Here is a 22396-nt window from a genome sequence, read left to right as displayed (position 1 = left end):
CCTGGCGGATTGCCATGGAACCCGGCAGGCTGAGTGTGAGCTACTGGGAATTCTTTCCGTTTTTCCAAAGTTCATATTCACTGATATCAATATTGTCATTCCAATAAACAGCGTAGCCCCCTGTTTCAACTTTGACATTTTTAAAAAAAGAAGGATTTTTCAACGGCGCAAACATTTCATTATCCCATAGTCTACTGACATCATATATTTTTTTTTCGCCATTTGTGAAAACGATGGTGAGCAGTTTATGATCTGACGCGGCAACATGTAATATTTTTGGTATCTGCATCTTTTGCGTTACTCCAGAGGCGGCAGTTTTTTAAATTCCTGTGTTTTCCAAATGGTTTGTAATTCAGTCTGGTATTTTATTGGTATCATAATTTTTATTCAGCCTCAGAAAAATCATGCAAAGGATCCTTGAAAGGGGGCATTATCGGTACAGTCACAAAGCCTGACCAATCGCATGTCCCCAATTGGCATCCTTTTCAGTACCATTGCAAAACAAACTTATCAGAAATACAAAATTTTGCATTTCTGATACTTTCAAAAACAGATTTTAGAATAGACACTCCCAAATCACCGCCAGTCAAGTGATTTCAGGTTTTTCGAAAAGGTTTATGAAACATGATCCCACTGATATTTTTTCATCCACCCAAGGCATGGGTTATTTTGCCAGCCCGTCAAAAAAATGGCCAAGGCTTACTTCTATCGAAAACTCCCTTATATCAACTGTTTCCAGCCTTATCAGATGGTTGATGAAAACAGGATTGTCAGAAATGCAAAAATTTGCACTTCTGACAATCATCAAATGATACATGGTGGTATCCCGCAAAGATAGAGGGATTCACCGGGAAAAAACAAACCGACCATCCTGACATATTCACCCGCCAATCTTTACCTGAGCCTCCAGCCAATCTCAAAATTTTTCCGAGACATGCACACAGATTGCGTCTTTTCCAGAAGGCGGTACTGATTACCGGCATATGTTCTAAACTTTTTTTCGAGAGGGAATAACCCTGCTGGTAAATTTAGAATACTGTTGGTATCCTTTATAAAAAGGCCATGGAAAATTTCTGGTATTGGATAATTATGGTTGAATTCGGGATGGGCTCATTATATTAGAATAATTCCCAAATATTTGAACCTGTCCCGGAGAATTTCCTTGGTTGTCGAGACCTGGAATGCCATCCACTTCAAATCCTTATAATAGAAATTCAGGATCATCACATACCGGGACTACCCGCATACCTCATGCCGCCAGAGGGATAGTGGCAATGTGGCTGAATTGTTTGATGGCGATCCTTCTTCTTGTCCGATCTGTGCATGTCATTCAAGCAGATTTTTACCTGCGGGATCAGTGCCTTACTCCTCAGTTTCTGTCAAAAAAAACAAGAAAGTGAGGAGGGCAATTGGGTTACGGGTTACGGGTTACCCACGTTAGAATATTGAAGGACGTCTGAGGGGAAATCTACATAAATTATTTAGACAAATCCTTCCAGTCCAAGAGTTACTACTCTTGCATCTTGGACAACTTAACTCCCACCCATCTCTATCTAAAGACGTAAAGGGTTTTGAAAGAAACCCCCATTCATCTGGACTATCATTATCTCTTGATAACACTTTAGTGGAATCTTTGATTATGATTTTTATTAGTGGCCGGGCTAATAATAAAAATCGTTTTACATAATCAATAAACTCTAATAAATCCATTTCAAACAGTTGGCCTGAATCATCACCATCTAAGGCCTCAAAAACTATGTCAGAAACAGTATGACACACTCCTTCTATATTCCGAATATAATTATACGCAAATGAAGACAGGAAAATGTTACAAAACTTGCTATGTTTGTCTTTTGGTGCAGACAATTTTAATAAATAATCTTTTTTTAATTTGAACGAATATTTCTGTAAATTATCAGGTAATTTCACCGTGGTGTGGATTTCTTCTATGGTAGTGTTAAGCTTAGAAATATCATATGTGCTTAAGTAATAAAAAAAGCTTGGACACTCTGACTCTAATTGGTTTATTTGAGAAGATAGTTCTGAATCATTTTTTAACTTGTCTCGAGTTTGAAGAATAATTTCTTTGTTTTCGACAATATAAGTAATAAGCTTATAATATCCCGATATAATATAGACGAGGGATTCAAATACAGTAACTTCATCAAATTTATTGAGTTCACTATCCCAATATTCTTCAACAGATTTTTCTTTTGTTGTTATTGACGTATCGCGATTGTTATTCCATAATCTTCCCATAAGAAATCCACCCGAGGCGAATAGCGCTCGATAAACCCATTCTTTTTTGGTAGCCATGGTTTTTGTTCCTATTGTTAAAGTGTTACTAATTTGGTCACATAGCTCATAGATTCTTTCTTTTGGATTTAACTAATTTTTCAACTTCAGAATAACCCATTTTCTCAGCATTTTTTAAGAGTTTATCCCAACACCTATTCTTAGCTTTTACATCTGCACCAGATCTTTTTTTTACAGCAAGGTTTGCACTCATTACTCTCAAAAAAACCACCATATTTACCGAATCATGAAAGCCCTATCAATGAAACACCTTCATGTCAATTAGAGAAAATACCTAATTGCTATAGGGGAAAACACCTAATCGCGGTGCTAACAAATTGAGATTTTAGGATATTGCAACAAGTTGTAACACCATAAAAACTCAACCATTGTTTCGATATCACGAAGTCTGCCAAAGCACAAGCAATTTGCAATTATGTTGCAACAGACCTGTTCCGATCACGGGGATTCACCAGTGATCAGCAGGGAAAGTGCCTTGAACCGGTCAAAATCATTTGCATTTACCAGCGGCTGTAATTAAACCAGAGATTCAGGCCAACCGTGCTTTTTCGCCATTTTCTGGATGGCAAAATCCTGCCATAAATCGCTGTTTACGCGTTTTGCTACTTGTGGCAAAAAGCGTAAACAGCGACCTGATGATCCGATTCATTCCTTATCGCCCATAGTGATACCTGAAGTGCCCTAATAACACTGGTATCACGGTCGCGGCTGCTGGCGGTCATGGCATTTTTCAGACCTCGGCGTGATGTTTCTTCTGGTTCAAAAATTTCAAAAAAACGATCGCTCCGCTTGTCATCAGCTGAAACAATGCAAAAACCATGATGGAATAATCCTGCTCAATCACGGAATACAATCCCCACACCAACCCGTCCGACATGGACAGCACCCATGTCCCAAAAGACAGGTCCGTCAGGTCTTCTTCCCTGGCTGCCACGCATATCTGAGGAATGTTGGACACCAGAATACTGATGGGCAAGATGATGCCAAGACCCGCCTGTCCCTTGATCAGAAACGCAACACACAGCGCAACAAACCAGACCGGGGCAATCCGGAATTCTTTGATGTTGCGCCCGAATTTCAAGGCAGATATCGTGATCACAAAAAAAACAGCGGCGGATGCGCCCGTGGCCAGGGTCACATAGGGCTGGTTTGTCAAAACCCCGTAGGCGGCCCAGCCGAAACTGACGATGGCACTGGTCAAGGCCGTGTCAACGGAAACCCCTAAGGCCTGTCTTGAGCGCAACAGCCTGACAAGCTGCGGCAGGGCCCGGACCAGTCCGATGACTGTGCCGGCCAGACCCAGAATGACTGTGATATTCATTGTTTGTTGTGGTCTTTCAGGCTATGTTTGGTGTTTTTTAATCGTGCTGTCGAATCAGTGGTGTTCTGATTTCTATCGTTTAAATGGATTAATGCATTTTTTCAGATGCGTCCAACGATAAATAATGATATGTATAATCGAAAAATACGATTAAAATATAGGTGGCAATGGATTTATATAAGCTGAAGACATTCAAAACCGTGGCGGCTTTTTTAAATTTCAACCAGGCGGCCAGGTATTTAAATTGTGCGCAATCCACGGTATCAAACCAGATCAAATCCCTGGAAGATGAAATGGGCGCCTTTTTTTTCAAACGCATGGGGAAAAAAGTGCAGTTGACCACGGCCGGTGAAAAAATGGTCGGATATGCCAATAAACTGCTTTCCATGGAGCAGGAGGCCATTGATGACATCACAGGGAAAAAAACGCCCCAGAAAACGATTTGCGTGAGAGGGCCGGAAGCAATTATTGACTGTTATTTTCCCGACCTCATTAAAAAAACGCTGGCACAGTATCCAGCCGTTCAGTTTGATATCAGCAACTGTCTGGAAAACAATATCGAAAATGAACTTCAGACGGAAGCGATCGATCTGGCTTTTATTTTTTCCGACTACATCAGTTCCCCCCGGCTGATCACGGAAAAAATCTTTACTGAAACCCTGATTATGGCGGCGCTTCCCACCCATCCCCTGGCGGGAAAGCCCACCGTCGATGCAAAAGACCTTCATGCTGAAACACTTTTATTTTTAAAAACAGGGTGCGGATACGGCCTCCCGTTCAGGCAGCTGCTGAACACGCACATGGTAAAACCAGCCTGTATCATAGAAATCACCAGTGTCGAAGCCATCAAAGAATGTGTCAAAAAAGGCATTGGCTTGACGATTCTTCCAAAAAATTCCATACAAAACGAGCTTCAAAACAGGGAACTGGTGCCGTTGAACTGGGCAAAGGATTTGACCACCCCTGTGCTGATGGTCTGGCATAAGAACAAAAAAATCACCGGGGTCCTGGAAAATTTCATGCACCTGGCCATGCAGCTGCGGTCAAAAAGACCTTGAGTTTTTTTCTTGCACCCATCCTGGCAGATGATTATGGTAGCCCCATGAAATATAACGACTTTTATTCACAAACACTTAGGAATCCACATTCATGAACCCTATTTTCGGCCGGATGGATACTGATATCCTGGGATTGATCCTGTATGTGGGGCTGGCCCTGTTTTTTTCATTTCTGTGTTCCGTGGCGGAAGCCGTTCTTTTGAGTGTCACTCCCTCGTATATCGAAGGGTTGAAAAAAAACCATCCCCGGAAAGCCGCGCTTTTGCAGCGACTTAAACAGGACAATGTGGACCGGTCTCTGGCTGCCATTCTGACATTGAATACCATTGCCCATACCGTCGGGGCCATCGGTGCGGGAGCCAAAGCCACGGCCGTGTTCGGCAGCGCCTGGTTCGGGGTGTTTTCCGCCGCCATGACCCTGATGATCCTGTTTCTGTCGGAAATCCTTCCCAAAACCATCGGTGCGGTCTACTGGTCGCGCCTGACCGGCCCCACCGCGATTTTCATCAACACGCTGATTACCATCCTGTACCCCATTGTCTGGCTGTCTGAAAAACTGACCAAATTCATTTCCCGGGGAAAAACCATGCATATTTTTTCCAGGGATGAATTCATTGCCATGGCATCCGTGGGTGAACGCACGGGTCAGATCCACACCAAAGAATCCAGAATCATTCAGAATCTGCTGCGGTTTGAAAGTCTGAAAGCCACGGATATCATGACACCGCGCACCGTGGTATCTGCGTTGCCCGAAGACATGACCATTGATGCATCTTTGAAATACATCATGAAAACTCCGTTTTCACGCCTGCCCTTGTACAAATCACACTTAGACGATGCCACGGGGTTTGTTCTCAAAGATGATATATTGATTTTCATGGCCCAGAAAAGGGGAAATGAAACACTCAAGGCCCTGAAACGGGAAATCATGGCCGTGCCCAGCTCCATCCCTTTGACCGTGCTGTTTGAACGGTTTCTGACTGAGCGTCAGCACATTGCCCTGATTGTCAGTGAACATGGGGGCACAGACGGGCTGGTGACTTTGGAAGACCTGATTGAAACCCTCATGGGAATGGAAATCGTGGATGAAAGTGACAATGTAATCGATATGCGGGCTTTGGCCCGGAAACAGTGGATGGCCCGGGCCAAAGCCATGGGCCTGGAGCCGGAAACAACGGAGACACCCGGAAATGACATATGACGTGATTATTGTGGGCGGCGGACCGGCAGGGTTGTTTGCCGCCGGGTATCTGATGGAACATGCCCGGCTCAAGGTGCTGCTCATTGAAAAAGGCAAAGAGCCTCTCAAACGCAAATGCCCCAACCATCATTTGCAGAAATGCGTCGGATGCGACCCGTGCAATATTTTGTCAGGCATCGGCGGGGCCGGGCTGTATTCCGACGGCAAGCTCAATTTCATTCCCCGGCTGGGAAAAACCGATCTGACCCAGTTCATGCCCTTGTCAGAGGCCCAGGCCCTGATCGATGAAACCGAAGCCGTGTTCACCCGGTTCAACATGGACGGGCCCGTCTATCCCACGGACATGGACGCAGCCCGGCAGATCCGAAAAGAGGCCCGGCGTTTCGGCATCGACCTGATGCTCATCCGGCAGAAACACTTAGGGTCTGACAACCTGCCCGGGTATATCGCTGCCATGGCGGATCATATCCGGGCAAAAGGGCTGGCCGTCAAAGTCAACGAGACCGTCACCGATATTCTGGAACAGGACGGGCAGGTGACCGGCGTGGTCACGGACAAGGCCACGTATGAGGCCCCACATGTGATTCTGGCCCCGGGACGGGTGGGGGCCAACTGGATGGCAACAGTGGCACAAAAACACGGTATTAACCTAAGCCAGCGGGGCATCGAAGTAGGGGTCCGGGTGGAGGTGCACAATGATATCATGGACGATCTGTGTAACATCATCTATGATCCCACTTTTTTTATCCAGACCCATACCTATGACGATCAGACAAGAACGTTTTGCACCAACCAGGGGGGATTCATCTCTTTGGAAAACTACCGGGATTTTGTGTGTGTCAACGGGCATGCCTATTCAGGAAAAAAATCGGAAAACACCAATTTTGCGTTTCTGTCCAAAGTGATATTGACGGAACCCGTGACCGACAACCAGTCCTATGGCGAGTCCATCGGCCGGCTGGCCACCATCATCGGCGGGGGCAAACCTATTTTACAGCGGTTCGGGGACCTGAAACGGGGGCGCCGCTCCACCTGGCACCGCATCCGCAAAGGCTATATCGAACCCACCATGACAAATGTGGTATGTGGCGATATTGCCATGGCCCTGCCGGAAAGAATCCTGTCAAACATCATCGAGGGCCTGGAAATCCTCAACCAGGTGGTGCCGGGGGTTTCCAACGACGAAACCCTGCTGTACGCCCCGGAAATCAAGTTTTTTGCCACCCAGGTGGAAACCAGCAACCATCTGGAAACAAAGATCAACGGGTTGTATGTGGCGGGCGACGGGCCCGGTGTGGCCGGTAATATCGTGTCTGCCGCCGCCACGGGCCTGATTCCGGCCAAACACATTATTGCCCGGCAATAATCAAAAAAAAAATTAGTCCGGATAGTAGATGGCGCAGGCATCTTCTGATTCCCATGCCATGACCCGGGACACCTGTAATTTTTCCGGCAGATTCTCATCCAGCAGGGCCTGGACCTGCCGGGCGATGTAAACGGCAATCCGCTCCGAGGTGGGCTGCATGCCCTCAAACACAGACAGTTCATTGAGATATTTGTGGTCCAGGTCTCCGTCCACCACCTGACGCACTGCTTTTTTGATGTCCCCGAAATCCGCCAGCACCCCGGCATCATTCAGTTTAGGGCCTTTGACACACACTTCCACCTGCCAGTTATGGCCGTGAAGGTTTTCACATTTCTGGCCCACCATGGTCAATCGATGGGCACCGGCAAACCGGGTTTTAACTTTCAGTTCAAACATGGGACCTGCCTGTTGCTATAAATTTTTAAACAGATTTTTCAATTTATTGGAAATTTTGTTGCCATCCAGTTTGTCAAACTGCTTTAATAATTCCTTTTGCTTGGCAGTGAGTTTGGTGGGGGTTTTGATGAGCACCTTGACAATCTGGTCTCCCCGCCGGCCCGTGCGCAATGAAGCGATCCCCTGTCCGGAAAGCCGGAAGCTGTCTCCGAACTGGGTGCCTTTGGGAATGGTGAGGGTTTCCTCCCCCACCAGGGTGGGCACGGTGATATCGGCCCCAAGCGCTGCCTGGGCAAAGGAGATGTCAATGGCACAGACAATGTCGTTGCCGTCCCGCTGGAAAAATTTGTGGGGTTTCACATTGATGACCACATACAGGTCTCCGGACGGACCGCCCGGGCTGGGAGACGCTTCTCCCTCACCCGTCAGGCGCAGTTTGGACCCCACATCCACGCCGGCCGGAATTTTGACCTGCACCTTGCGCACGGTTTCCACACGGCCGGCCCCCACACATTTGGGACAGGGATCGGAAATGATACTGCCCCGGCCCTTGCAATAAGGACAGGTGGTCTTGACCTTGAAAAATCCCTGGCTCTGGATAAACTGGCCCGTACCGTGGCAATGGGCGCAGGTTTCCACGTCAGTCCCGGGCCGGCTTCCCGTGCCGTCACATTCGTCACACTGGGTCAGTTTGGGTATGGACACGGTTTTTTCAGTACCGAACGCTGCTTCCATGAAATCAATGGTCATGTTATAGCGCAGGTCAGATCCCCGCTGCACCCGGTTGCTCCGGCCCCCCCGGCCACCACCGAATCCGAAAAAGTCTTCAAATATGTCACCGAAGCTGGAAAAAATATCCTCAAATCCACCGGGTCCGGAATGGCCGGCCCCTTCCAGTCCCTGGTGCCCGAACTGGTCATAAATGTGGCGTTTGTTTTCATTGCTCAAAACTTCATAGGCTTCGGACGCTTCCTTGAATTTGTCTTCCGCTTCCCGGTTGTTGGGATTTTTGTCCGGATGGAATTTAATGGCCAGTTTCCGGTATGCTTTCTTCAGGGTCACTTTATCTGCATCCCGGGTCACACCCAGGATTTCATAGTAGTCGCGTTTTTCAGTCATAACTTACCCAATTGTTCCAGTTCGTTTCCGCATGGTTTTGTTTGTAATCTTTGCCCCGTTATGGTACGTTTCCTAGCTGTCTGTGATAAATAATATAAACTAATCCTGAAATTCAGGTTGTCAACGATGAACAAAGAACTTGATTTTGTCAAGGGAATGTTTGACAAAATCGCCCATAGATATGATTTCCTGAACCGCCTGCTCAGTCTCCGCCAGGATGTCATGTGGCGGAACCAGATGGTGCGGGCCGCGGCGCCGGGGCCGGAAAGCCGGATTCTGGATGTGGCCTGCGGCACCTGTGATGTGGCCCTGGCCTTGAGCCGCCATCTTACAGGCCGCACCCGGATCACAGGCCTGGATTTTTCCTATGCCATGCTGGATGCCGGCAAAAAAAAATGCGCTGCCCAATCCAACCAAAGCATCTGTCTGGTGAACGGGGACGCGCTGGCCCTGCCGTTCCTTCCGGAAACGTTTGATGCTGTGTTCATCGCTTTCGGCATCCGGAATATCATGAACCGGCCCCGGGCATTGTCTGAATTTTACAAGGTGCTCAAACCCGGCGGAAAACTGGCGGTTCTGGAACTGATAACCCCCCAAAACCCTTTTTTAAAACCCATTTATTTAAGTTATTTCAAAAAAGTGCTGCCGCTGATCGGGGCTTTTTTTTCAAAAGATAACAATGCCTATTATTATCTGCCTGAATCTGTTTTGAAATTTCCCGCGCCGGATGCCTTTGCCGGGATGATGTCGGAAACCGGATTCAGCCGCGTGCGGTTTAAACCCATGTCCTTTGGCATTGTCACCTTGTTTGTCGGTACCCGTCAATAATCCAGCCTTGCACTGAAAAAAAAACAGCATGAAAAACCAGCTTTTCAAAACCACCCAGGGCAAACTGCTGATCATCAGTATCTGTATGGCCCTGGTGCTTGTGGGTACCATCGGTTTTTATCTTGCCACGGATGCGGCATTGGCAAAAACCCTGATTCTCACTTTTTTTGCCAATACGTTCGGCGGCCGATCCGTTGGCATCGGCTTGTGCATCCTGCAGGGGCTCACCGCGTTTCCCACCATATTCTACAACTTTTATCTGGAAGTGATGGTGGTGCTTTTCACCTATGCCGTTTTTGCGTTGACAACGACCAACTACCTGCGGGTGGAATGGATAATCCGGGCCATGGAACGGGTGGCGGAAACGGCCCTGAAAAAAAAGCACAAAATTGAACGGTTCGGATGGTTCGGTATTTTTTTGTTTGTCATGATTCCTTTGCCTGTTACCGGACCCGTGGTGGGTGCCATCATCGGCAGTATGATCGGGCTGGGCTGGATCCGAAATTTTTCCGCCACATTTCTGGGCACCCTGACGGCCCTGGTCCTGTGGTTTGAATTTTTCGAATTCTTAGATGAGCGGTTTCAGATGATTCAGTCTTTTTTTGTCATCATCCTCATTTTGGTACTCATCCCCTATTTCGGAAAAATCCGCCGGCTCATTGAATCGTTGCGCCGGAAAAAACCGCTGGACCCCTGATGGGATTTCAGAACCGTTTTTTCAGAATCGTGGGAACTAAACACCGGGTGTCGTCTTTTTCGGGATATCCGATATTGTAATGAAGTCCGCGGCTTTCTTTTCTTGAGAGTGCAGATTGAATCACCAGTTTTGCCACGGTGGCAAGGTTTCTCAACTCCACCAGATCGGATGTCAGTTTAAAATCCCAGTAATATTCGTCGATTTCATCGTGAATGGTTTTGACACGCCGGGCCGCCCGCTGCAACCGCTTGTCCGACCGGACGATCCCCACATAATTCCACATGAGCCGCCGGATCTCATCCCAGTTATGGGACACCACAATGGCTTCATCACTGTCCGAGGTGTTGGTTTCATCCCAGGGTGCCAGGGTGACATCCATATTTTGTTTTCTGATGGCCGACAGATTTTTAACGGAATCCAGATACGCATTGTGGGCATAAACCAGGGCTTCCAGCAGTGAATTGGATGCCAGGCGGTTGGCGCCGTGAAGCCCGGTGCACGCGGTTTCTCCCACGGCATACAGCCCCTGGACATCGGTCTTTCCTTTCAGATCCGTAGCCACCCCGCCGCACATGTAATGGGCCGCCGGCACCACGGGGATGGGATCCGTGGTGATATCGATGCCGTATTCCAGGCACCGGGCGTGAATATGGGGAAACCGCTCACGGACAAAATCAGGATCTTTATGGGAAATATCCAGAAATACCGATTCCGCCCCGGTTTTCTTGAGTTCACTGTCAATGGCCCTGGCCACCACGTCCCGGCAGGCCAGTTCTTTTTCCGGGGTATAGTCTGCCATGAACCGCCGGCCTTTGGCATCGATCAACACGGCCCCTTCACCCCGCACAGCTTCGGAAATCAGAAAATTCTTGGCTTCCGGATGATACAGGCAGGTGGGATGGAACTGGACAAACTCCAGGTTGGCCACGGACGCCCCGGCCCGGTAGGCCATGGCAATACCGTCGCCTGTAGCGATATCCGGATTGGAGGTATACAGATAAATCTTGCACGCCCCTCCCGTGGCCAGCAGGGTCACGGCCGCATGAAAGGTTTCCACCCGGCCGGTGGCATTGTCCAGTACATACGCCCCGCAGCAGCTGTTTTCATAGTGGGTCACCAGCACACCGCTGCGAACGGTGGAAGAAACCGTGATCAGGTTCACGGCCACATGATCTTCCAGAATGGTGATATTGTCATGTTCTCTGGCCTTTGCCACCAAAGCGTCTTCAATTTCCCTGCCGGTCAGGTCATGGGCATGGATGATGCGTTTGACGGAATGCCCGCCTTCCCGGCCCATGGAAAAATCAAATTTACCCGTGCCTGCCATGTTGAACCGGGCACCCAGATCCACCAGTTCCCGGATCCGGTCCGGCCCGTTTTCCACCACCATTTTTACCACTTCCCGGTTACACAGGCCATCCCCGGCTTTGAGGGTGTCCGCCACGTGCAGATCAAAAGAATCCTGCTTTCCGAACACGGCTGCCACCCCGCCCTGGGCCAGGGCCGTGTTGCTCTGCTGAATATTTTTTTTGGTAATAATGGTGACATGCCCGTGTTCAGCGGCCTTTAATGCATAACTCAGTCCGGCGATACCACTGCCGATCACCAGAAAATCGGTTTTTCGGATCATAATAATGAATGTCTCTTTTTCTTCCGGGTACTCAGCCCGAGGATCAATCCCACAATAAACACGCCGGCCCCGCTCAGAAACCACAGCATGGCTTCATTGTTCAGATTTTCCTTTAGCATTGAAATCTGCTGTGCCTGCTCTTTTGACAATTGAACCAGGGCTTTGTATTTTTCATTGAGTTCCATAAAATCAGCCGATGCCTGCTTCAAATCCCGGTATTTTTCTTCGATATCCGCTAAGGCCTGATTTTTTTCAGCCAGGATCTGATTCTGTGTGTCAAGTTTTTCAAGTGCGTCTGCCAGGTCTTTATTTTGTTTTTTCAGCGTTTCAACCTGAAATGTCAACGGCTTGTCTTCTGTCAGAAAACGGGTCAAAACCCACCCCTGTTTTTGATTCTCTGTCTGAACCAGAGACCAGTCCGATTGATACTCCATCACTTCCAGCCGGGAACCGGATTCCAGCATGGCCAAAATTTTATGTTCGACCCCCGGCCCGGTGCGCATGGTGATTTTGGTAATCCCGCTCACATACATTTCCTGGGCCCCGACCCCGGACACCCACCCCCATACACACAGGATAACGCATAGTTTCATCCATTTGGTCATTTAGGTTTTGCATACTCCTTTTATTGTTTTATTGACATGGTTATTTCATTACCATTGCGGTTCCGGTTTATCAACCCGAAATCACGTTATCCACCCCAATCCATGTTTTTCTTTTTGCTATACGAAAAAGATTTCAAATTTGAAAAGATATGACTATAATGGCAAAAATTTTTCGTTTCAAAATAAAACATGACAGCAGGATTTCGCAAACCCGTGTACCCGAACAAAGGAGACCCATGATGGAGAAATGGCAGACCCCTTACTGGCCGGAAGGTGTGGCCCATGATGTGACCAATTACCATTATCCGCTGACCCAGGTCCTGGACCGGACGGCGCAAAAGTACCCCGACAACGTGTATACGATTTTCAACGGCGCATCCAGAACCTATGCCCAGGTCAAGGATACGGCCGACAGAATCGCCAATTTCCTTGCTGCCAGCGGCATTAAACAAGGAGACAAGATTGCGATTTTTCTTCCCAACATTCCCCATTTTCCGGAAGTGCTTTTCGGAATCTTGAAAGCCGGTGCCGTGGCCGTCAACTGCAACCCCATCTATACACCCAAGGAACTCCATTACCAGCTGAACGATTCAGGATCCAAAATGGTGTTCTGCATGGACCATCCCGAATTTTACGCCAACACCCAGGAAGCCATTAAAGACACGCAGGTGCAAACCGTGATCGTGTGCAACGTCAAATCCTACCTGCCCCGGCTCAAGGGGTTTATCGGCGGCCTGCTGGGCAAAATTCCCAAGGCGGACAAGATCGATCCCGGCCATCACATGTTTGACGACATTGTGGCGGCATCATCTCCGACCCCGCCGGATATCACGGTATCTCCCGAAAAAGACACGGCCATCATGCTGTACACCGGCGGCACCACAGGCGTCCCCAAGGGTGCGGAGCTCACCCACACCAATTTCACCTACAACCTGGAAGCCTGTGAAGAATATTTCCGTCTTGTGCACGAACCCGGCGGCAAACCGGAAAAAATGCGCCACGGCGGATACCACACTTATTTAGGCGTACTGCCCTGGTACCACAGTTTCGGTATTACCAGTGCACTGTTGTTTTCCGCTTTGTCCGGGAGCCGGCTTATCTGCATTCCGGACCCCCGGGCCGGGAACCCGCCCTTCACCGGGGTGATGGAAGCCGTACAGAAATACAAGCCCACCTTTATCACGGCTGTTCCCACCATTTTTGTGGCCTTTACCAACTATCCCCATCTGGAAAAATACGACATCTCCTCCATCATGGGGTGCCTGTCCGGCGGAGCCCCGCTGCCGCCGGAAGTATGCCGGCAGTTTGAAGAAAAAACCGGGTCCATTATTTTTGAAGCATACGGCCTGACGGAAACCGCCCCTGCCGTATGCATCAACCCCTCTTTCAAGGAAACCCGGAAAATCGGTTCCATCGGGTTTCCCCTGCCGGGCACGGATGTTAAAATCGTGGAACTGGAAGACAGCACCCAAGAGGTACCGACGGGCGAAAACGGGGAACTGGCCATCTGTGGTCCCCAGGTGATGAAAGGGTACTGGAACAGACCCGATGCCAATGAAGAGGTGTTTGTAACCATTGACGGGAACCGCTATTTTCTCACCGGCGATATCGGATTCATCGACAAAGACGGATATATCATTATCACGGACCGCAAAAAAGACATGATCATTGTGGGCGGTTTCAATGTGTATCCCCGGGAAGTGGAAGATGTTCTTTACACCCATCCCAAGGTGGAACTGGCCGCCGTGGTGGGGGTGCCGGACGAAAAAAGCGGCGAAAAAGTCAAGGCGTTCATCAAATTCAAACAGGGAGAAACCGCCACAAAAGAAGAAATCGATGCCTTTTGCAAGGAAAATATGGCCGGATACAAGCGGCCACGATTTATCGAGTTCAAAGAAGACATCCCGCTGTCCAATGTGGGCAAGGTGCTGCGCCGGGTATTGCGGGACGAGGAGATCAGCCGGTAATGATCTGAACGGCTTCCGCCGCCAGGGTCAGACCGAATATGCCCGGGATCCAGGGAATAGTGCCCATGGGCGGCCGTTGCCGGCCGTGACCGGGACTGTTTCCTGGATCTTGTGCTTCTTGTTCGGGCAAAATCTTTGCATCCGGTGATAAAACCGGGGGTTCCAAAGAGTACACGCACCGGATTCCCGTGAACACGCCCCGGCGATGCAGCCGGCGGCGTACCACCCGGGCCAGGGGGCACACCTGGGTGTCGCTGATATCGCCGGTTCTGATTTGGGACACCTCTTTTCGGCCGCCGGCCCCCATGGAAGAGACCACACAAAGATCCATCTGCCGGGCCGCCACCAGCAGATTGACCTTGGAATTCAACCCGTCGATGGCATCCACCACCACGTCCAGATCCGGAGACAACAGCGTATCTAAACTGTCTGCATTCACAAAGGTGTCACAGATGTCCACATCACAGGCCGGATAAATGTCTTGCACCCGGGCCCTGGCGATCTCTGCTTTTTTTTCGCCCAAAGTGGAATGAAGCGCATACAGCTGTCGGTTGATATTGGACATGTCCACCCGGTCAAAATCCACCAGGCGCAGATACCCCACCCCGGCTCTGGCCAATGCTTCAACCGCAAAAGACCCCACGGCGCCCAACCCGAACACCGCTACTCTGGCATGTCCCAGTTTTGTCACGGCCTGTGTGCCCATCAGACGGGCGGTCCTGTCAAACTGATTCATATCCGGCATACGCACCAATCAATCCTATTTCTGGCGGTAAGATTATTGTACCACGAAGATCACGAAGAGGCCCTTTCTTCGTGCGCTTCGTGATCTTCGTGGTTTCATAAAAAATCAAATCACCCCCGCTGCCGGGATGATCGGGCCAAACACGGCCCGCGCATTGGCATAGGCCTGACCGACAAAATCAACGACCGGCACACCGGCCCGGGCCGCCGCGATCCGGGCGATGGCCGGCAGGTTTTTGGGTTCATTAAGACCATGGGGATCCGGGTCCGGCATACTGGGATAGATATCCGGGGCATCGGTTTCCAGCAGGATCCGGTCCCCGGGCACGGCCTTCAGGGCGTTCACCACTTTTTTGGCCCCGGGCCGGGTCACGGACCCGGAAAAAGAGATATACAGGTTATACCGGATCAATAATTTCACCATCTCTGCGGATCCGGAAAAAGAGTGCACCAAACCCGGAGTTTTCAAAGGGCCTGTTTTTTTCAGCAACCGGATAAACGGGTCCCAGGCCTTTCGGATGTGAATGTTGATGGGCCGTTCCAGATCCTGAGCCAGGGTCAGGTGCCAGGTGAATACGGCCAGTTGCCCGTCCCGGTCCGCGTGTTTGTCCATGAAATCCAGCCCCGTTTCTCCGATGCCGCAGGATTTGGCGGCCACCCGGTCCCCCAGCACCTGCTGCCATTTAGGTGTCAAAGCATCCAGAAACCAGGGGTGGATGCCGTAACAGGGAACAATGGCCGGGTACTGGCGGGCCAGCGTTGCCGTGGCCTCAAAATTTTCTTCCATGGTGGCACAGGACACCATATGGGTCACCCCGGCATCTGCAGCCCTTTGAACAATGCCGGGGACATCTTTCACAATCCGGTGATCATGCAGATGGCAATGGGCATCCGCGTATTGCAGGATGGGTTCCGATGTCATGATCCGGGTCTTTTTCTGATAATGGTTTCACAGATATCCGCCACCGTGCCCGCGGCTGTCCGGATGTCCCACCGGGTTTTGTCCCTGTCTCCCACCCGGTTGGAAGCGGCCCGAATCTCTGCCATGGGCACCTGATACAACCCTGCCACATGGGCGGCTGCCGCGCCTTCCATGGATTCCATCACCGCGCGGTACGCATGGGACAGGGCGTTCGCCTTTTCCGGGGACCCGGTAACTGCCGATACCGTGATAAACGGGCCCTGGCCCACCCGGCAGTTCAGGGACCGGGTCAATTGGTCTTTGCAGGCATGGGCCAGTTTCAGGTCCAGTGTGTAAATTCCCTGCCGGGTAAGGCCCTGACCGGCAATCAGGTCAAACGGCAGCGGAGACAGGCGCGAACATGCCGCATGTGTCCCGGGCCGGGAGAGATCCACCCCGGCGTGCACATACGTGTCTTTCACTGCCACGGCCGCATCCCCGATATCCAGACCCGTGCCGGCAAACACCCCGGCAATCCCGGTGTGAAGAATGAACTGAGGCCGGAACCGTTCCAGACAGGCCGTCAGTGCCCATACGGCGTTAAACACCCCGGGACCGGATATGACCAGATGCCAGGATCGATCCGGGCTGACCATCACATCCGGGTTCCCGGGAGTATCCCCCATGGATTCGGCCGGGTGACGCGCCAGAAATGCGGCCATTTCCAGCCGGGTGGCACACAGAATCAGCACCGGCGCGGCCATGGCATCACTTTGACAGATGATGGTGAAGGGCCATCAGAGCCATGTGATACCCAAAATGTCCGAATCCGGTGATCTGGCCCATCACCATGTCCGACAGCAGCGAGGTGTGACGAAAAGATTCCCGCTTGTAGATATTGGACAGATGCACCTCCACCACGGGGCAGGTCAGCATGGCCAGGGCATCTCTTAACACCACGCTGGTATGGGTGAGCCCGCCGGGGTTGATGATCACCCCGGCGGATGACATTTCGTAAATCCGGTGAATTTCATCCACCAGGGCCCCTTCGTGATTGGACTGAAAAAAATGCAAAGACAGGCCCAGGGGTTGTGCTTTTTTTGTCAGTTCCCCGTGGATCTGATCCAGGGTAAGGGAGCCGTAAATTTCCGGCTCCCGTTTTCCCAGCATGTTCAGATTGGGACCGTTTAAAACAAAGATATCAGACACCGGCTGCCGCCTTGAACCCCAGGTCAAACGCCTTGAGGTTCACATCCAGGAATGCGGGTTTGACCCGGCGCCTGATGGCTTCCTCCACCACATCCCGGTCAAATCCCAAAGCCCCGGTCTGAACCAGGGCCCCTAACAGCACAATATTGACACTCATGGGACTACCCGCCTCCCGGGCCAGAGACATGGCATCAATGGCCACCAGTCCGGCGGTTTTGGCCTGGATCAGTTGTTTGATCTCTTCCACGTCCGGATACGTGCCCAGCCCGACCGCCACGGTAAAGGGCGGCACGGGCGCGGTATTGGTAATCACCTGGGTCGTTTTATTGCACCGTTTGATGGCCCGCAGGGTCTCGGCCGGTTCAAATCCCAAAAGAATATCAGCTTCCCCGTCCGAAATAATGGAGCTTTCCGCGTCTCCGAAAACCATGGCGGATTCCACCACGCCTCCCCGCTGGGCCATGCCGTGAATTTCACTCATGCGCACGGGCACTCCGGCAAGCAATGCGGCCTCACCCAGCACCTTGGATGCCAGAAGATTGCCCTGCCCGCCGACGGCTACAATGATAAGTCTGGTTGTTTCCATATATTCACATCCTTGTATTTTCAAGTTATTGCTTCAGGGGCCGGATGGCGTTCTCCGGACAGATCTGGGCACAGACGGCACAGCCCACACAGGTGTTGGCATCAATGGCCACGCGATTGTCCTTGTCCAGATAAAAGGACGGACAGGCAATGGTGGTGATGCAGTCCCGGTGATCCACGCATTTGTCAGACACCATAAACGGCCTGATTTTTTTCAGCTTCAGACTTTTGGCATACAGGGCGCAGGGTTCCTGGGAGATAATCACGGACACTCCTTTAAAGGCCAGGGCTTCCTTGATCACATCAATGCTTTTCTGCACTTTGAACGGTTTGATGATGGAGACATGTTCCACCCCGACGGCACGGACCAGTTTCTCGATATTGACCCGGCCGTATCCGGACAGGCCGAACCGATCCATGTCCACGCCCGGATGAGGCTGATGTCCGGTCATGGCCGTGATATCATTTTCCAGAATGACCAGCGTAAAATTGTGGTTGTTGAACACGGCATTGACCAGGCCGGTGATCCCGGAATGAAAAAACGTGGAATCTCCGATAAACGACACCACTTTCTGATCCGTGGCCTTGCTGAACCCGCAGGAAGAACTCACGGAAGATCCCATGCAGATGACAAAATCACCCATGCTCAAGGGCGGCAGAAATCCCAGGGTATAGCACCCGATGTCATTGGGACAGATCACATCCATGTCTTTGGCCGCCTGTTTGACCTCGTAAAATGTGGCCCGGTGGGAACATCCGGAACATAAGTTGGGGGGCCGCATGGGGATTTCCGGGATATCTGATGTGTCCACAGACGGTTTCGGCGTATACGGCACATTGAAAAATGCCGCCATTTTTTCCCGGACCATGGCGGGATCATACTCAAACAACCGGGAAAACAGGTCATCGGACTTGCCTTTGATGGAAATGGTGATGCCCTGTTCCTGGGCAATGGCTTTGACCGCCTCTTCCATGAACGGCTCGCCCTCTTCCACCACCAGCACTTTTTCACACCCTTTCAGAAAATCGGCAATCATTTTTCGGGGCAACGGATTGGAAAACCCCAGGCGCAGAATTTTTGCCCGGTCCGTCAGCCCCAGGTCTTTGACCGCATCTGCGGCATAATAAAAACTCACGCCGTTGGTGATGACCCCTAAAGGCCCTTGTCCCTGAACAAAATTATAGGATGAGGTGTCTGACAATCGGGCCGCGTTCTTCATTTTTTCCAGCACCTTGACATGCAGGCCCCGGGACACGGCCGGCACGGTGACGCAGCGATGGGGATCTTTTTCAAACCGGCCCTTCGTGTTTCTGGGCTTGATTTCCCCAAAGGTGACAAACGCATTGGAATGGTTGATCCGGGTGGTGGTGCGCAAAAGCACCGGCTGTTTCAAAGATTCGGACAGCTCAAACGCGTCTTTGATCATATCCTTGGCTTCAGCCACAGAAGACGGCTCCATCATGGGTAGGTTCCCGAATTTGGCGTAATAGCGGTTATCCTGTTCGTTCTGGCTGGAGAACATGGCCGGATCATCCGCGGTAAGAATCACCATGCCGGCGGTCACGCCCACATAGGCCAGGGTCATGAGCGGGTCCGCCGCCACATTGAGCCCGACATGCTTCATCATACAGAACGTGCGAAGTCCTGAATTGGCCGCTGCCGCCGCCACTTCCAGTGCCACCTTTTCATTGGTGCTGTACTCGAAGTAAAGATCTGATTCCTGAGACATCTGGAACAGGTTCAAAGAGATTTCAGACGAAGGGGTGCCCGGATAGGTCGTGGCAAAGGCCACCCCGGCTTCCACAGCTCCCCTTGCAATGGCTTCGTTTCCCAGGAGCATGATCTTCTCTCCCGGGAGGTCCTGTAACAATTTGTGCATGAGTCCTCCTTGGTTTAAGCGTGAATGTTACGCATACAGTTTTTCAGCGACGTCAAGGGAAGCGGCATATCCCTTGAACCCGTCAATATCTTCACACGACTGAATCGTTCCTGAAGCAAAAAAACCTTCCACCATGCTTTTTTCCCCGTGCCGGATCAGCCCCATGAACAGCACGGGCACCAGGCTGATGTTGTTTTTTCCTTTTTCACTGGCAAATGCCGGCGGCGGGGATGATTGATATACGGCGAACAGCGGGTGGGTGATCGGCATGAGCTGAACAATTTCAGGGGCATGCGTGTGCGTATGTTCGTGGCAATGATTACACATGGGTAACACCTCTTATCGTATCGGTTGATGGATGGCCATTTTAATGTTTAGCTTGAATATAGCCGTCATATGGCTATTTCACACTATCAAATATTTATATTATAACCGTGCTGCTTTGCAAGGAAAACTCTTGTTTCTGCAAATATTTTATTTGCGGGGAGGACCGACAGGACCGATCCGTTCCCGGTATGTTGACAGGGTCTGCCCCTTTCCGTGATCTGCATCAGAATCAACCCAGGACCCGGGAAAGGGCCTTTTGGGTGAAATGATACACGGAATGACAGTAATGGCAGCGGATCTCCAGAGGAAAGGGACCGTTTTCCAGAATATCGGTCCGGACATCCGGGGACAGATTTTTCAGATACCCCTGCATGCGTTCCCGGGAACACCGGCAGAAAAACGATACCCGGGTCTGGTCCAGCAGCCGGGGAGACAAGGGGGCAAATGTCTCCATCACCACATTTTCCACTGATTTTCCCCGGGCCAGCGTCTGGCCCGGGGGATCCATCTGCCCAAGGATCTGTTCCGCAATATCCAGCGATTGTAAATCCGCTCCGGGCATGCCCTGGAGAAAAATCCCCCCGGCACCGGTCACGGCCTGGTTTTCATCAAACACCACACTTAAGTTCAGTCCCGTGGGAATCTGTTCCGACTCCAGAAAATACGCGGCCAGGTCTTGGGCAATGGTGCCGTGTGCCAGGTGAACCCGGCTGGAATAAGGGTGTCTGGCATCTTCCAGATATTTGGTCACGGTCAGAAATCCCGCCCCGAACAAAGCAGACAACGATTGGGTATGGGCTGAATCTGAAGCAACGATTTCCGGGGTTTTCAAAAATCCCCTGACTTCTCCATACCCATTGGCTTCCACGTCCAATCCTTTGATGGGCCCTGAACACTCGATGCTCAGGCTGATGCGGTCTTCCCCTTTGAGGGTGGTACTCAGCAGGGCCCCGGCAATATATGCCTGCCCCAGAATCAGGGTTTCCACAGGTCCCAGTTCATGACTGGCCCGCATTTCATTCACCATGAGCGTGGCATGCACCATGGCGCCCTTGATTTTGTTATCTGCCATGACAAAGCGGTGTACCCGGTCTTTGGCGGCCGCTTTAAACCGGGCTTTGACATCTTGCTTGAAAATATCTTTTTTAATCATCTTGAATCATCCATTTAGCGTTGAATTGTTTTCTCTGTCAAACCCCCGGTACTGAACCGCTTCCGCCACATGTCCGGTCCGGATATCTGCAGATTGGTCCAGATCCGCGATGGTGCGGGCCACTTTAAGAATGGAATGAACGGCCCGGGCCGAAAGCATCAAGGTGTCTGACGCACGGGCCAGCAACCGCTGCCCGTTAGCATCCAGGCGGCAGTATTTTTGGATTTCCCGGGTACCCATGCGGGCATTGCAGAAAATGGAAACGGACTTGAACCGTTCGATCTGAATGCGCCGGGCCGGCATCACCCTCTCCCTCACACTGGCGGAGTCCTCGGATTTCTTCCGGGAAACCAGGGAGGCAAAAGACACCCTGGGAACCGCCACCTGGATATCCATCCGGTCCATCAAAGGACCGGAAATCCGGGATCGATAAGCCTGGATCTGGGAAAAACTGCATGTACAGGTATTGCCGGGTTCCGACAGATAACCGCACGGGCATCCGTGAGCTTCAGAATAACAACTTTTCATCATCTTTAACATATGTCTCTAATTATCAGATAAAACATGAAATTCCAATGACAGTTTTCAAACCAGATTACCCTCAGACGATTCATTTTCTTGGTGATCTCATCCGAAAAACAAGGATGGACTTAAATTTACAGATCAAAGATTTAGCAAAATTATTAAAGGTCGAAGAAGATACTATCATCAATTGGGAATACCGGAGGATGCAACCTACCCTACCCTGCCTAAAATCAATTGTTGAATTTTTAAAACCTCATATTAATGGATCTATGCTTGAAAATGATTTTTGGCAGCTTTGTTTCAAAAATAATAAGTTTTATCCTCAGCAACTAAACACCTTCGGTGAAAAATTACGTGCTACCAGGATGAAGAATTTTTTATCCATTCCACAGGTAGCCAAGGAATTTAATGTTGATCCGACATCCATAAATCGGTGGGAGCTTGGAAAATCAGATCCTTTACCAAAACTTAAAGACATGATTTTAGCCTGGATAAAATCAGATGAAAATAATATTAGCACCACATTCAAAACATTTCATAAAAACACAAAAAAATAGTTGGAGCACCT

At 50.4% G+C, this 22396-nt stretch carries 25 protein-coding genes; 8 read left to right on the top strand and 17 right to left on the bottom strand.

Annotated features, from left to right (window positions below):
• Window positions 1–40: 40 nt before the first annotated feature.
• Window positions 41–289 (bottom strand): DUF2442 domain-containing protein, encoded by a 249-nt coding sequence (locus tag DPO_RS08935; protein WP_006965501.1) that lies wholly within the window; start codon window positions 287–289, stop codon window positions 41–43.
• A gap of 328 nt (window positions 290–617) precedes the next feature.
• Here DPO_RS08935 and DPO_RS08930 point away from each other — a divergent pair, with 328 nt between their 5' ends.
• Window positions 618–812, top strand: a complete 195-nt coding sequence (locus DPO_RS08930) for a hypothetical protein (protein ID WP_040011733.1) — start codon at window positions 618–620, stop codon at window positions 810–812.
• 625 nt (window positions 813–1437) lie between these two features.
• Here the strand turns inward: DPO_RS08930 and DPO_RS08925 are convergent.
• The 3 genes from DPO_RS08925 to DPO_RS08920 all read right to left on the bottom strand — a co-directional run bounded on the left by DPO_RS08925 (window position 1438) and on the right by DPO_RS08920 (window position 3637).
• Complete coding sequence (locus tag DPO_RS08925; RefSeq protein ID WP_006965500.1) at window positions 1438–2316, bottom strand: hypothetical protein; 879 nt, start codon at window positions 2314–2316, stop codon at window positions 1438–1440.
• Window positions 2317–2362: 46 nt separating this feature from the next.
• Window positions 2363–2509: a hypothetical protein gene (locus DPO_RS25525; RefSeq protein ID WP_160166906.1), complete on the bottom strand. Its 147-nt coding sequence runs from the start codon at window positions 2507–2509 to the stop codon at window positions 2363–2365.
• A gap of 537 nt (window positions 2510–3046) precedes the next feature.
• Entirely contained in the window at window positions 3047–3637 is a 591-nt protein-coding gene (locus tag DPO_RS08920; RefSeq protein WP_006965499.1) for a PQ-loop repeat-containing protein, read from the bottom strand.
• Window positions 3638–3804: 167 nt separating this feature from the next.
• On the opposite strand from DPO_RS08920, the gene DPO_RS08915 reads away from it, so the two are divergent.
• From DPO_RS08915 to DPO_RS08905, 3 genes are all read left to right on the top strand, one after another.
• Window positions 3805–4695, top strand: a complete 891-nt coding sequence (locus tag DPO_RS08915) for a LysR family transcriptional regulator (protein WP_006965498.1) — start codon at window positions 3805–3807, stop codon at window positions 4693–4695.
• 91 nt (window positions 4696–4786) lie between these two features.
• On the top strand, window positions 4787–5896 hold the full coding sequence (locus DPO_RS08910; protein ID WP_006965497.1) for a hemolysin family protein: 1110 nt from the start codon (window positions 4787–4789) through the stop codon (window positions 5894–5896).
• Window positions 5886–7262: an NAD(P)/FAD-dependent oxidoreductase gene (locus DPO_RS08905; protein WP_006965496.1), complete on the top strand. Its 1377-nt coding sequence runs from the start codon at window positions 5886–5888 to the stop codon at window positions 7260–7262. Before DPO_RS08910 ends, DPO_RS08905 begins: the two co-directional genes overlap by 11 nt.
• A gap of 12 nt (window positions 7263–7274) precedes the next feature.
• Here DPO_RS08905 and queD read toward each other — a convergent pair whose 3' ends face one another.
• A complete protein-coding gene (queD, locus tag DPO_RS08900; protein ID WP_006965495.1) occupies window positions 7275–7658 on the bottom strand; it encodes a 6-carboxytetrahydropterin synthase QueD in 384 nt (127 codons plus the stop codon).
• A gap of 15 nt (window positions 7659–7673) precedes the next feature.
• Window positions 7674–8777 carry a molecular chaperone DnaJ gene (dnaJ, locus tag DPO_RS08895; RefSeq protein WP_006965494.1) on the bottom strand — a complete coding sequence of 368 codons (1104 nt, stop codon included), beginning with the start codon at window positions 8775–8777 and terminating at the stop codon, window positions 7674–7676.
• A gap of 126 nt (window positions 8778–8903) precedes the next feature.
• On the opposite strand from dnaJ, the gene ubiE reads away from it, so the two are divergent.
• Window positions 8904–9605: a bifunctional demethylmenaquinone methyltransferase/2-methoxy-6-polyprenyl-1,4-benzoquinol methylase UbiE gene (gene ubiE, locus DPO_RS08890; protein ID WP_006965493.1), complete on the top strand. Its 702-nt coding sequence runs from the start codon at window positions 8904–8906 to the stop codon at window positions 9603–9605.
• A gap of 28 nt (window positions 9606–9633) precedes the next feature.
• A complete protein-coding gene (locus tag DPO_RS08885; protein WP_006965492.1) occupies window positions 9634–10302 on the top strand; it encodes a small multi-drug export protein in 669 nt (222 codons plus the stop codon).
• A gap of 7 nt (window positions 10303–10309) precedes the next feature.
• Here DPO_RS08885 and nadB read toward each other — a convergent pair whose 3' ends face one another.
• Window positions 10310–11932 carry an L-aspartate oxidase gene (gene nadB, locus DPO_RS08880; protein WP_006965491.1) on the bottom strand — a complete coding sequence of 541 codons (1623 nt, stop codon included), beginning with the start codon at window positions 11930–11932 and terminating at the stop codon, window positions 10310–10312.
• Window positions 11929–12537, bottom strand: coding sequence for a TIGR04211 family SH3 domain-containing protein (locus DPO_RS08875; RefSeq protein ID WP_006965490.1), 609 nt, complete (start codon window positions 12535–12537; stop codon window positions 11929–11931). Before DPO_RS08875 ends, nadB begins: the two co-directional genes overlap by 4 nt.
• A 239-nt stretch (window positions 12538–12776) precedes the next feature.
• On the opposite strand from DPO_RS08875, the gene DPO_RS08870 reads away from it, so the two are divergent.
• A complete protein-coding gene (locus tag DPO_RS08870) occupies window positions 12777–14504 on the top strand; it encodes a long-chain-fatty-acid--CoA ligase (RefSeq protein WP_006965489.1) in 1728 nt (575 codons plus the stop codon).
• Here the strand turns inward: DPO_RS08870 and DPO_RS08865 are convergent.
• The 9 genes from DPO_RS08865 to DPO_RS08825 form a co-directional block, all read right to left on the bottom strand.
• Window positions 14494–15249: a tRNA threonylcarbamoyladenosine dehydratase gene (locus DPO_RS08865; RefSeq protein WP_006965488.1), complete on the bottom strand. Its 756-nt coding sequence runs from the start codon at window positions 15247–15249 to the stop codon at window positions 14494–14496. The two genes, DPO_RS08870 and DPO_RS08865, sit on opposite strands and share 11 nt — an antisense overlap.
• Window positions 15250–15354: 105 nt before the next feature.
• Complete coding sequence (locus DPO_RS08860; RefSeq protein ID WP_006965487.1) at window positions 15355–16170, bottom strand: TatD family hydrolase; 816 nt, start codon at window positions 16168–16170, stop codon at window positions 15355–15357.
• Window positions 16167–16913 (bottom strand): futalosine hydrolase, encoded by a 747-nt coding sequence (gene mqnB, locus DPO_RS08855; RefSeq protein ID WP_006965486.1) that lies wholly within the window; start codon window positions 16911–16913, stop codon window positions 16167–16169. The genes DPO_RS08860 and mqnB overlap by 4 nt, the downstream gene beginning before the upstream one ends.
• Before the next feature lie 4 nt (window positions 16914–16917).
• The gene (gene aroQ / locus DPO_RS08850) at window positions 16918–17358 is read right to left on the bottom strand and encodes a type II 3-dehydroquinate dehydratase (RefSeq protein ID WP_006965485.1); all 441 of its coding nucleotides are present in this window, start codon (window positions 17356–17358) and stop codon (window positions 16918–16920) included.
• Window positions 17351–17944: an indolepyruvate oxidoreductase subunit beta gene (locus DPO_RS08845; protein ID WP_006965484.1), complete on the bottom strand. Its 594-nt coding sequence runs from the start codon at window positions 17942–17944 to the stop codon at window positions 17351–17353. The genes aroQ and DPO_RS08845 overlap by 8 nt, the downstream gene beginning before the upstream one ends.
• A gap of 25 nt (window positions 17945–17969) precedes the next feature.
• A complete protein-coding gene (gene iorA, locus DPO_RS08840; RefSeq protein WP_006965483.1) occupies window positions 17970–19823 on the bottom strand; it encodes an indolepyruvate ferredoxin oxidoreductase subunit alpha in 1854 nt (617 codons plus the stop codon).
• Window positions 19824–19850: 27 nt separating this feature from the next.
• The gene (locus DPO_RS08835; RefSeq protein ID WP_006965482.1) at window positions 19851–20150 is read right to left on the bottom strand and encodes a hypothetical protein; all 300 of its coding nucleotides are present in this window, start codon (window positions 20148–20150) and stop codon (window positions 19851–19853) included.
• 229 nt (window positions 20151–20379) lie between these two features.
• Window positions 20380–21303 carry an Hsp33 family molecular chaperone HslO gene (locus DPO_RS08830; protein ID WP_006965481.1) on the bottom strand — a complete coding sequence of 308 codons (924 nt, stop codon included), beginning with the start codon at window positions 21301–21303 and terminating at the stop codon, window positions 20380–20382.
• A gap of 6 nt (window positions 21304–21309) precedes the next feature.
• Complete coding sequence (locus tag DPO_RS08825) at window positions 21310–21834, bottom strand: magnesium chelatase subunit ChlI family protein (protein ID WP_040011784.1); 525 nt, start codon at window positions 21832–21834, stop codon at window positions 21310–21312.
• Window positions 21835–21878: 44 nt separating this feature from the next.
• Between DPO_RS08825 and DPO_RS08820 the strand changes: the two genes are divergently transcribed.
• Entirely contained in the window at window positions 21879–22385 is a 507-nt protein-coding gene (locus DPO_RS08820) for a helix-turn-helix domain-containing protein (RefSeq protein ID WP_040011731.1), read from the top strand.
• Window positions 22386–22396: the final 11 nt, after the last annotated feature.

The sequence above is a fragment of the Desulfotignum phosphitoxidans DSM 13687 genome (assembly GCF_000350545.1).
In the GTDB taxonomy this organism is placed as follows: domain Bacteria; phylum Desulfobacterota; class Desulfobacteria; order Desulfobacterales; family Desulfobacteraceae; genus Desulfotignum; species Desulfotignum phosphitoxidans.
The sequence above is the reverse complement of the archived record's forward strand: the minus strand, read 5'-3'. Positions and strand labels throughout refer to the sequence as shown.

What these genes read in the sequence shown, in the direction of transcription:
- DPO_RS08935 (WP_006965501.1), bottom strand. Translation starts at nt 289, where the DNA reads ATGCAGATACCAAAAATATTACATGTTGCCGCGTCAGATCATAAACTG.
- DPO_RS08930 (WP_040011733.1), top strand. Translation starts at nt 618, where the DNA reads ATGAAACATGATCCCACTGATATTTTTTCATCCACCCAAGGCATGGGT.
- DPO_RS08925 (WP_006965500.1), bottom strand. Translation starts at nt 2,316, where the DNA reads ATGGCTACCAAAAAAGAATGGGTTTATCGAGCGCTATTCGCCTCGGGT.
- DPO_RS25525 (WP_160166906.1), bottom strand. Translation starts at nt 2,509, where the DNA reads ATGAGTGCAAACCTTGCTGTAAAAAAAAGATCTGGTGCAGATGTAAAA.
- DPO_RS08920 (WP_006965499.1), bottom strand. Translation starts at nt 3,637, where the DNA reads ATGAATATCACAGTCATTCTGGGTCTGGCCGGCACAGTCATCGGACTG.
- DPO_RS08915 (WP_006965498.1), top strand. Translation starts at nt 3,805, where the DNA reads ATGGATTTATATAAGCTGAAGACATTCAAAACCGTGGCGGCTTTTTTA.
- DPO_RS08910 (WP_006965497.1), top strand. Translation starts at nt 4,787, where the DNA reads ATGAACCCTATTTTCGGCCGGATGGATACTGATATCCTGGGATTGATC.
- DPO_RS08905 (WP_006965496.1), top strand. Translation starts at nt 5,886, where the DNA reads ATGACATATGACGTGATTATTGTGGGCGGCGGACCGGCAGGGTTGTTT.
- queD (WP_006965495.1), bottom strand. Translation starts at nt 7,658, where the DNA reads ATGTTTGAACTGAAAGTTAAAACCCGGTTTGCCGGTGCCCATCGATTG.
- dnaJ (WP_006965494.1), bottom strand. Translation starts at nt 8,777, where the DNA reads ATGACTGAAAAACGCGACTACTATGAAATCCTGGGTGTGACCCGGGAT.
- ubiE (WP_006965493.1), top strand. Translation starts at nt 8,904, where the DNA reads ATGAACAAAGAACTTGATTTTGTCAAGGGAATGTTTGACAAAATCGCC.
- DPO_RS08885 (WP_006965492.1), top strand. Translation starts at nt 9,634, where the DNA reads ATGAAAAACCAGCTTTTCAAAACCACCCAGGGCAAACTGCTGATCATC.
- nadB (WP_006965491.1), bottom strand. Translation starts at nt 11,932, where the DNA reads ATGATCCGAAAAACCGATTTTCTGGTGATCGGCAGTGGTATCGCCGGA.
- DPO_RS08875 (WP_006965490.1), bottom strand. Translation starts at nt 12,537, where the DNA reads ATGACCAAATGGATGAAACTATGCGTTATCCTGTGTGTATGGGGGTGG.
- DPO_RS08870 (WP_006965489.1), top strand. Translation starts at nt 12,777, where the DNA reads ATGGAGAAATGGCAGACCCCTTACTGGCCGGAAGGTGTGGCCCATGAT.
- DPO_RS08865 (WP_006965488.1), bottom strand. Translation starts at nt 15,249, where the DNA reads ATGCCGGATATGAATCAGTTTGACAGGACCGCCCGTCTGATGGGCACA.
- DPO_RS08860 (WP_006965487.1), bottom strand. Translation starts at nt 16,170, where the DNA reads ATGACATCGGAACCCATCCTGCAATACGCGGATGCCCATTGCCATCTG.
- mqnB (WP_006965486.1), bottom strand. Translation starts at nt 16,913, where the DNA reads ATGGCCGCGCCGGTGCTGATTCTGTGTGCCACCCGGCTGGAAATGGCC.
- DPO_RS08845 (WP_006965484.1), bottom strand. Translation starts at nt 17,944, where the DNA reads ATGGAAACAACCAGACTTATCATTGTAGCCGTCGGCGGGCAGGGCAAT.
- iorA (WP_006965483.1), bottom strand. Translation starts at nt 19,823, where the DNA reads ATGCACAAATTGTTACAGGACCTCCCGGGAGAGAAGATCATGCTCCTG.
- DPO_RS08835 (WP_006965482.1), bottom strand. Translation starts at nt 20,150, where the DNA reads ATGTGTAATCATTGCCACGAACATACGCACACGCATGCCCCTGAAATT.
- DPO_RS08830 (WP_006965481.1), bottom strand. Translation starts at nt 21,303, where the DNA reads ATGATTAAAAAAGATATTTTCAAGCAAGATGTCAAAGCCCGGTTTAAA.
- DPO_RS08825 (WP_040011784.1), bottom strand. Translation starts at nt 21,834, where the DNA reads ATGATGAAAAGTTGTTATTCTGAAGCTCACGGATGCCCGTGCGGTTAT.
- DPO_RS08820 (WP_040011731.1), top strand. Translation starts at nt 21,879, where the DNA reads ATGACAGTTTTCAAACCAGATTACCCTCAGACGATTCATTTTCTTGGT.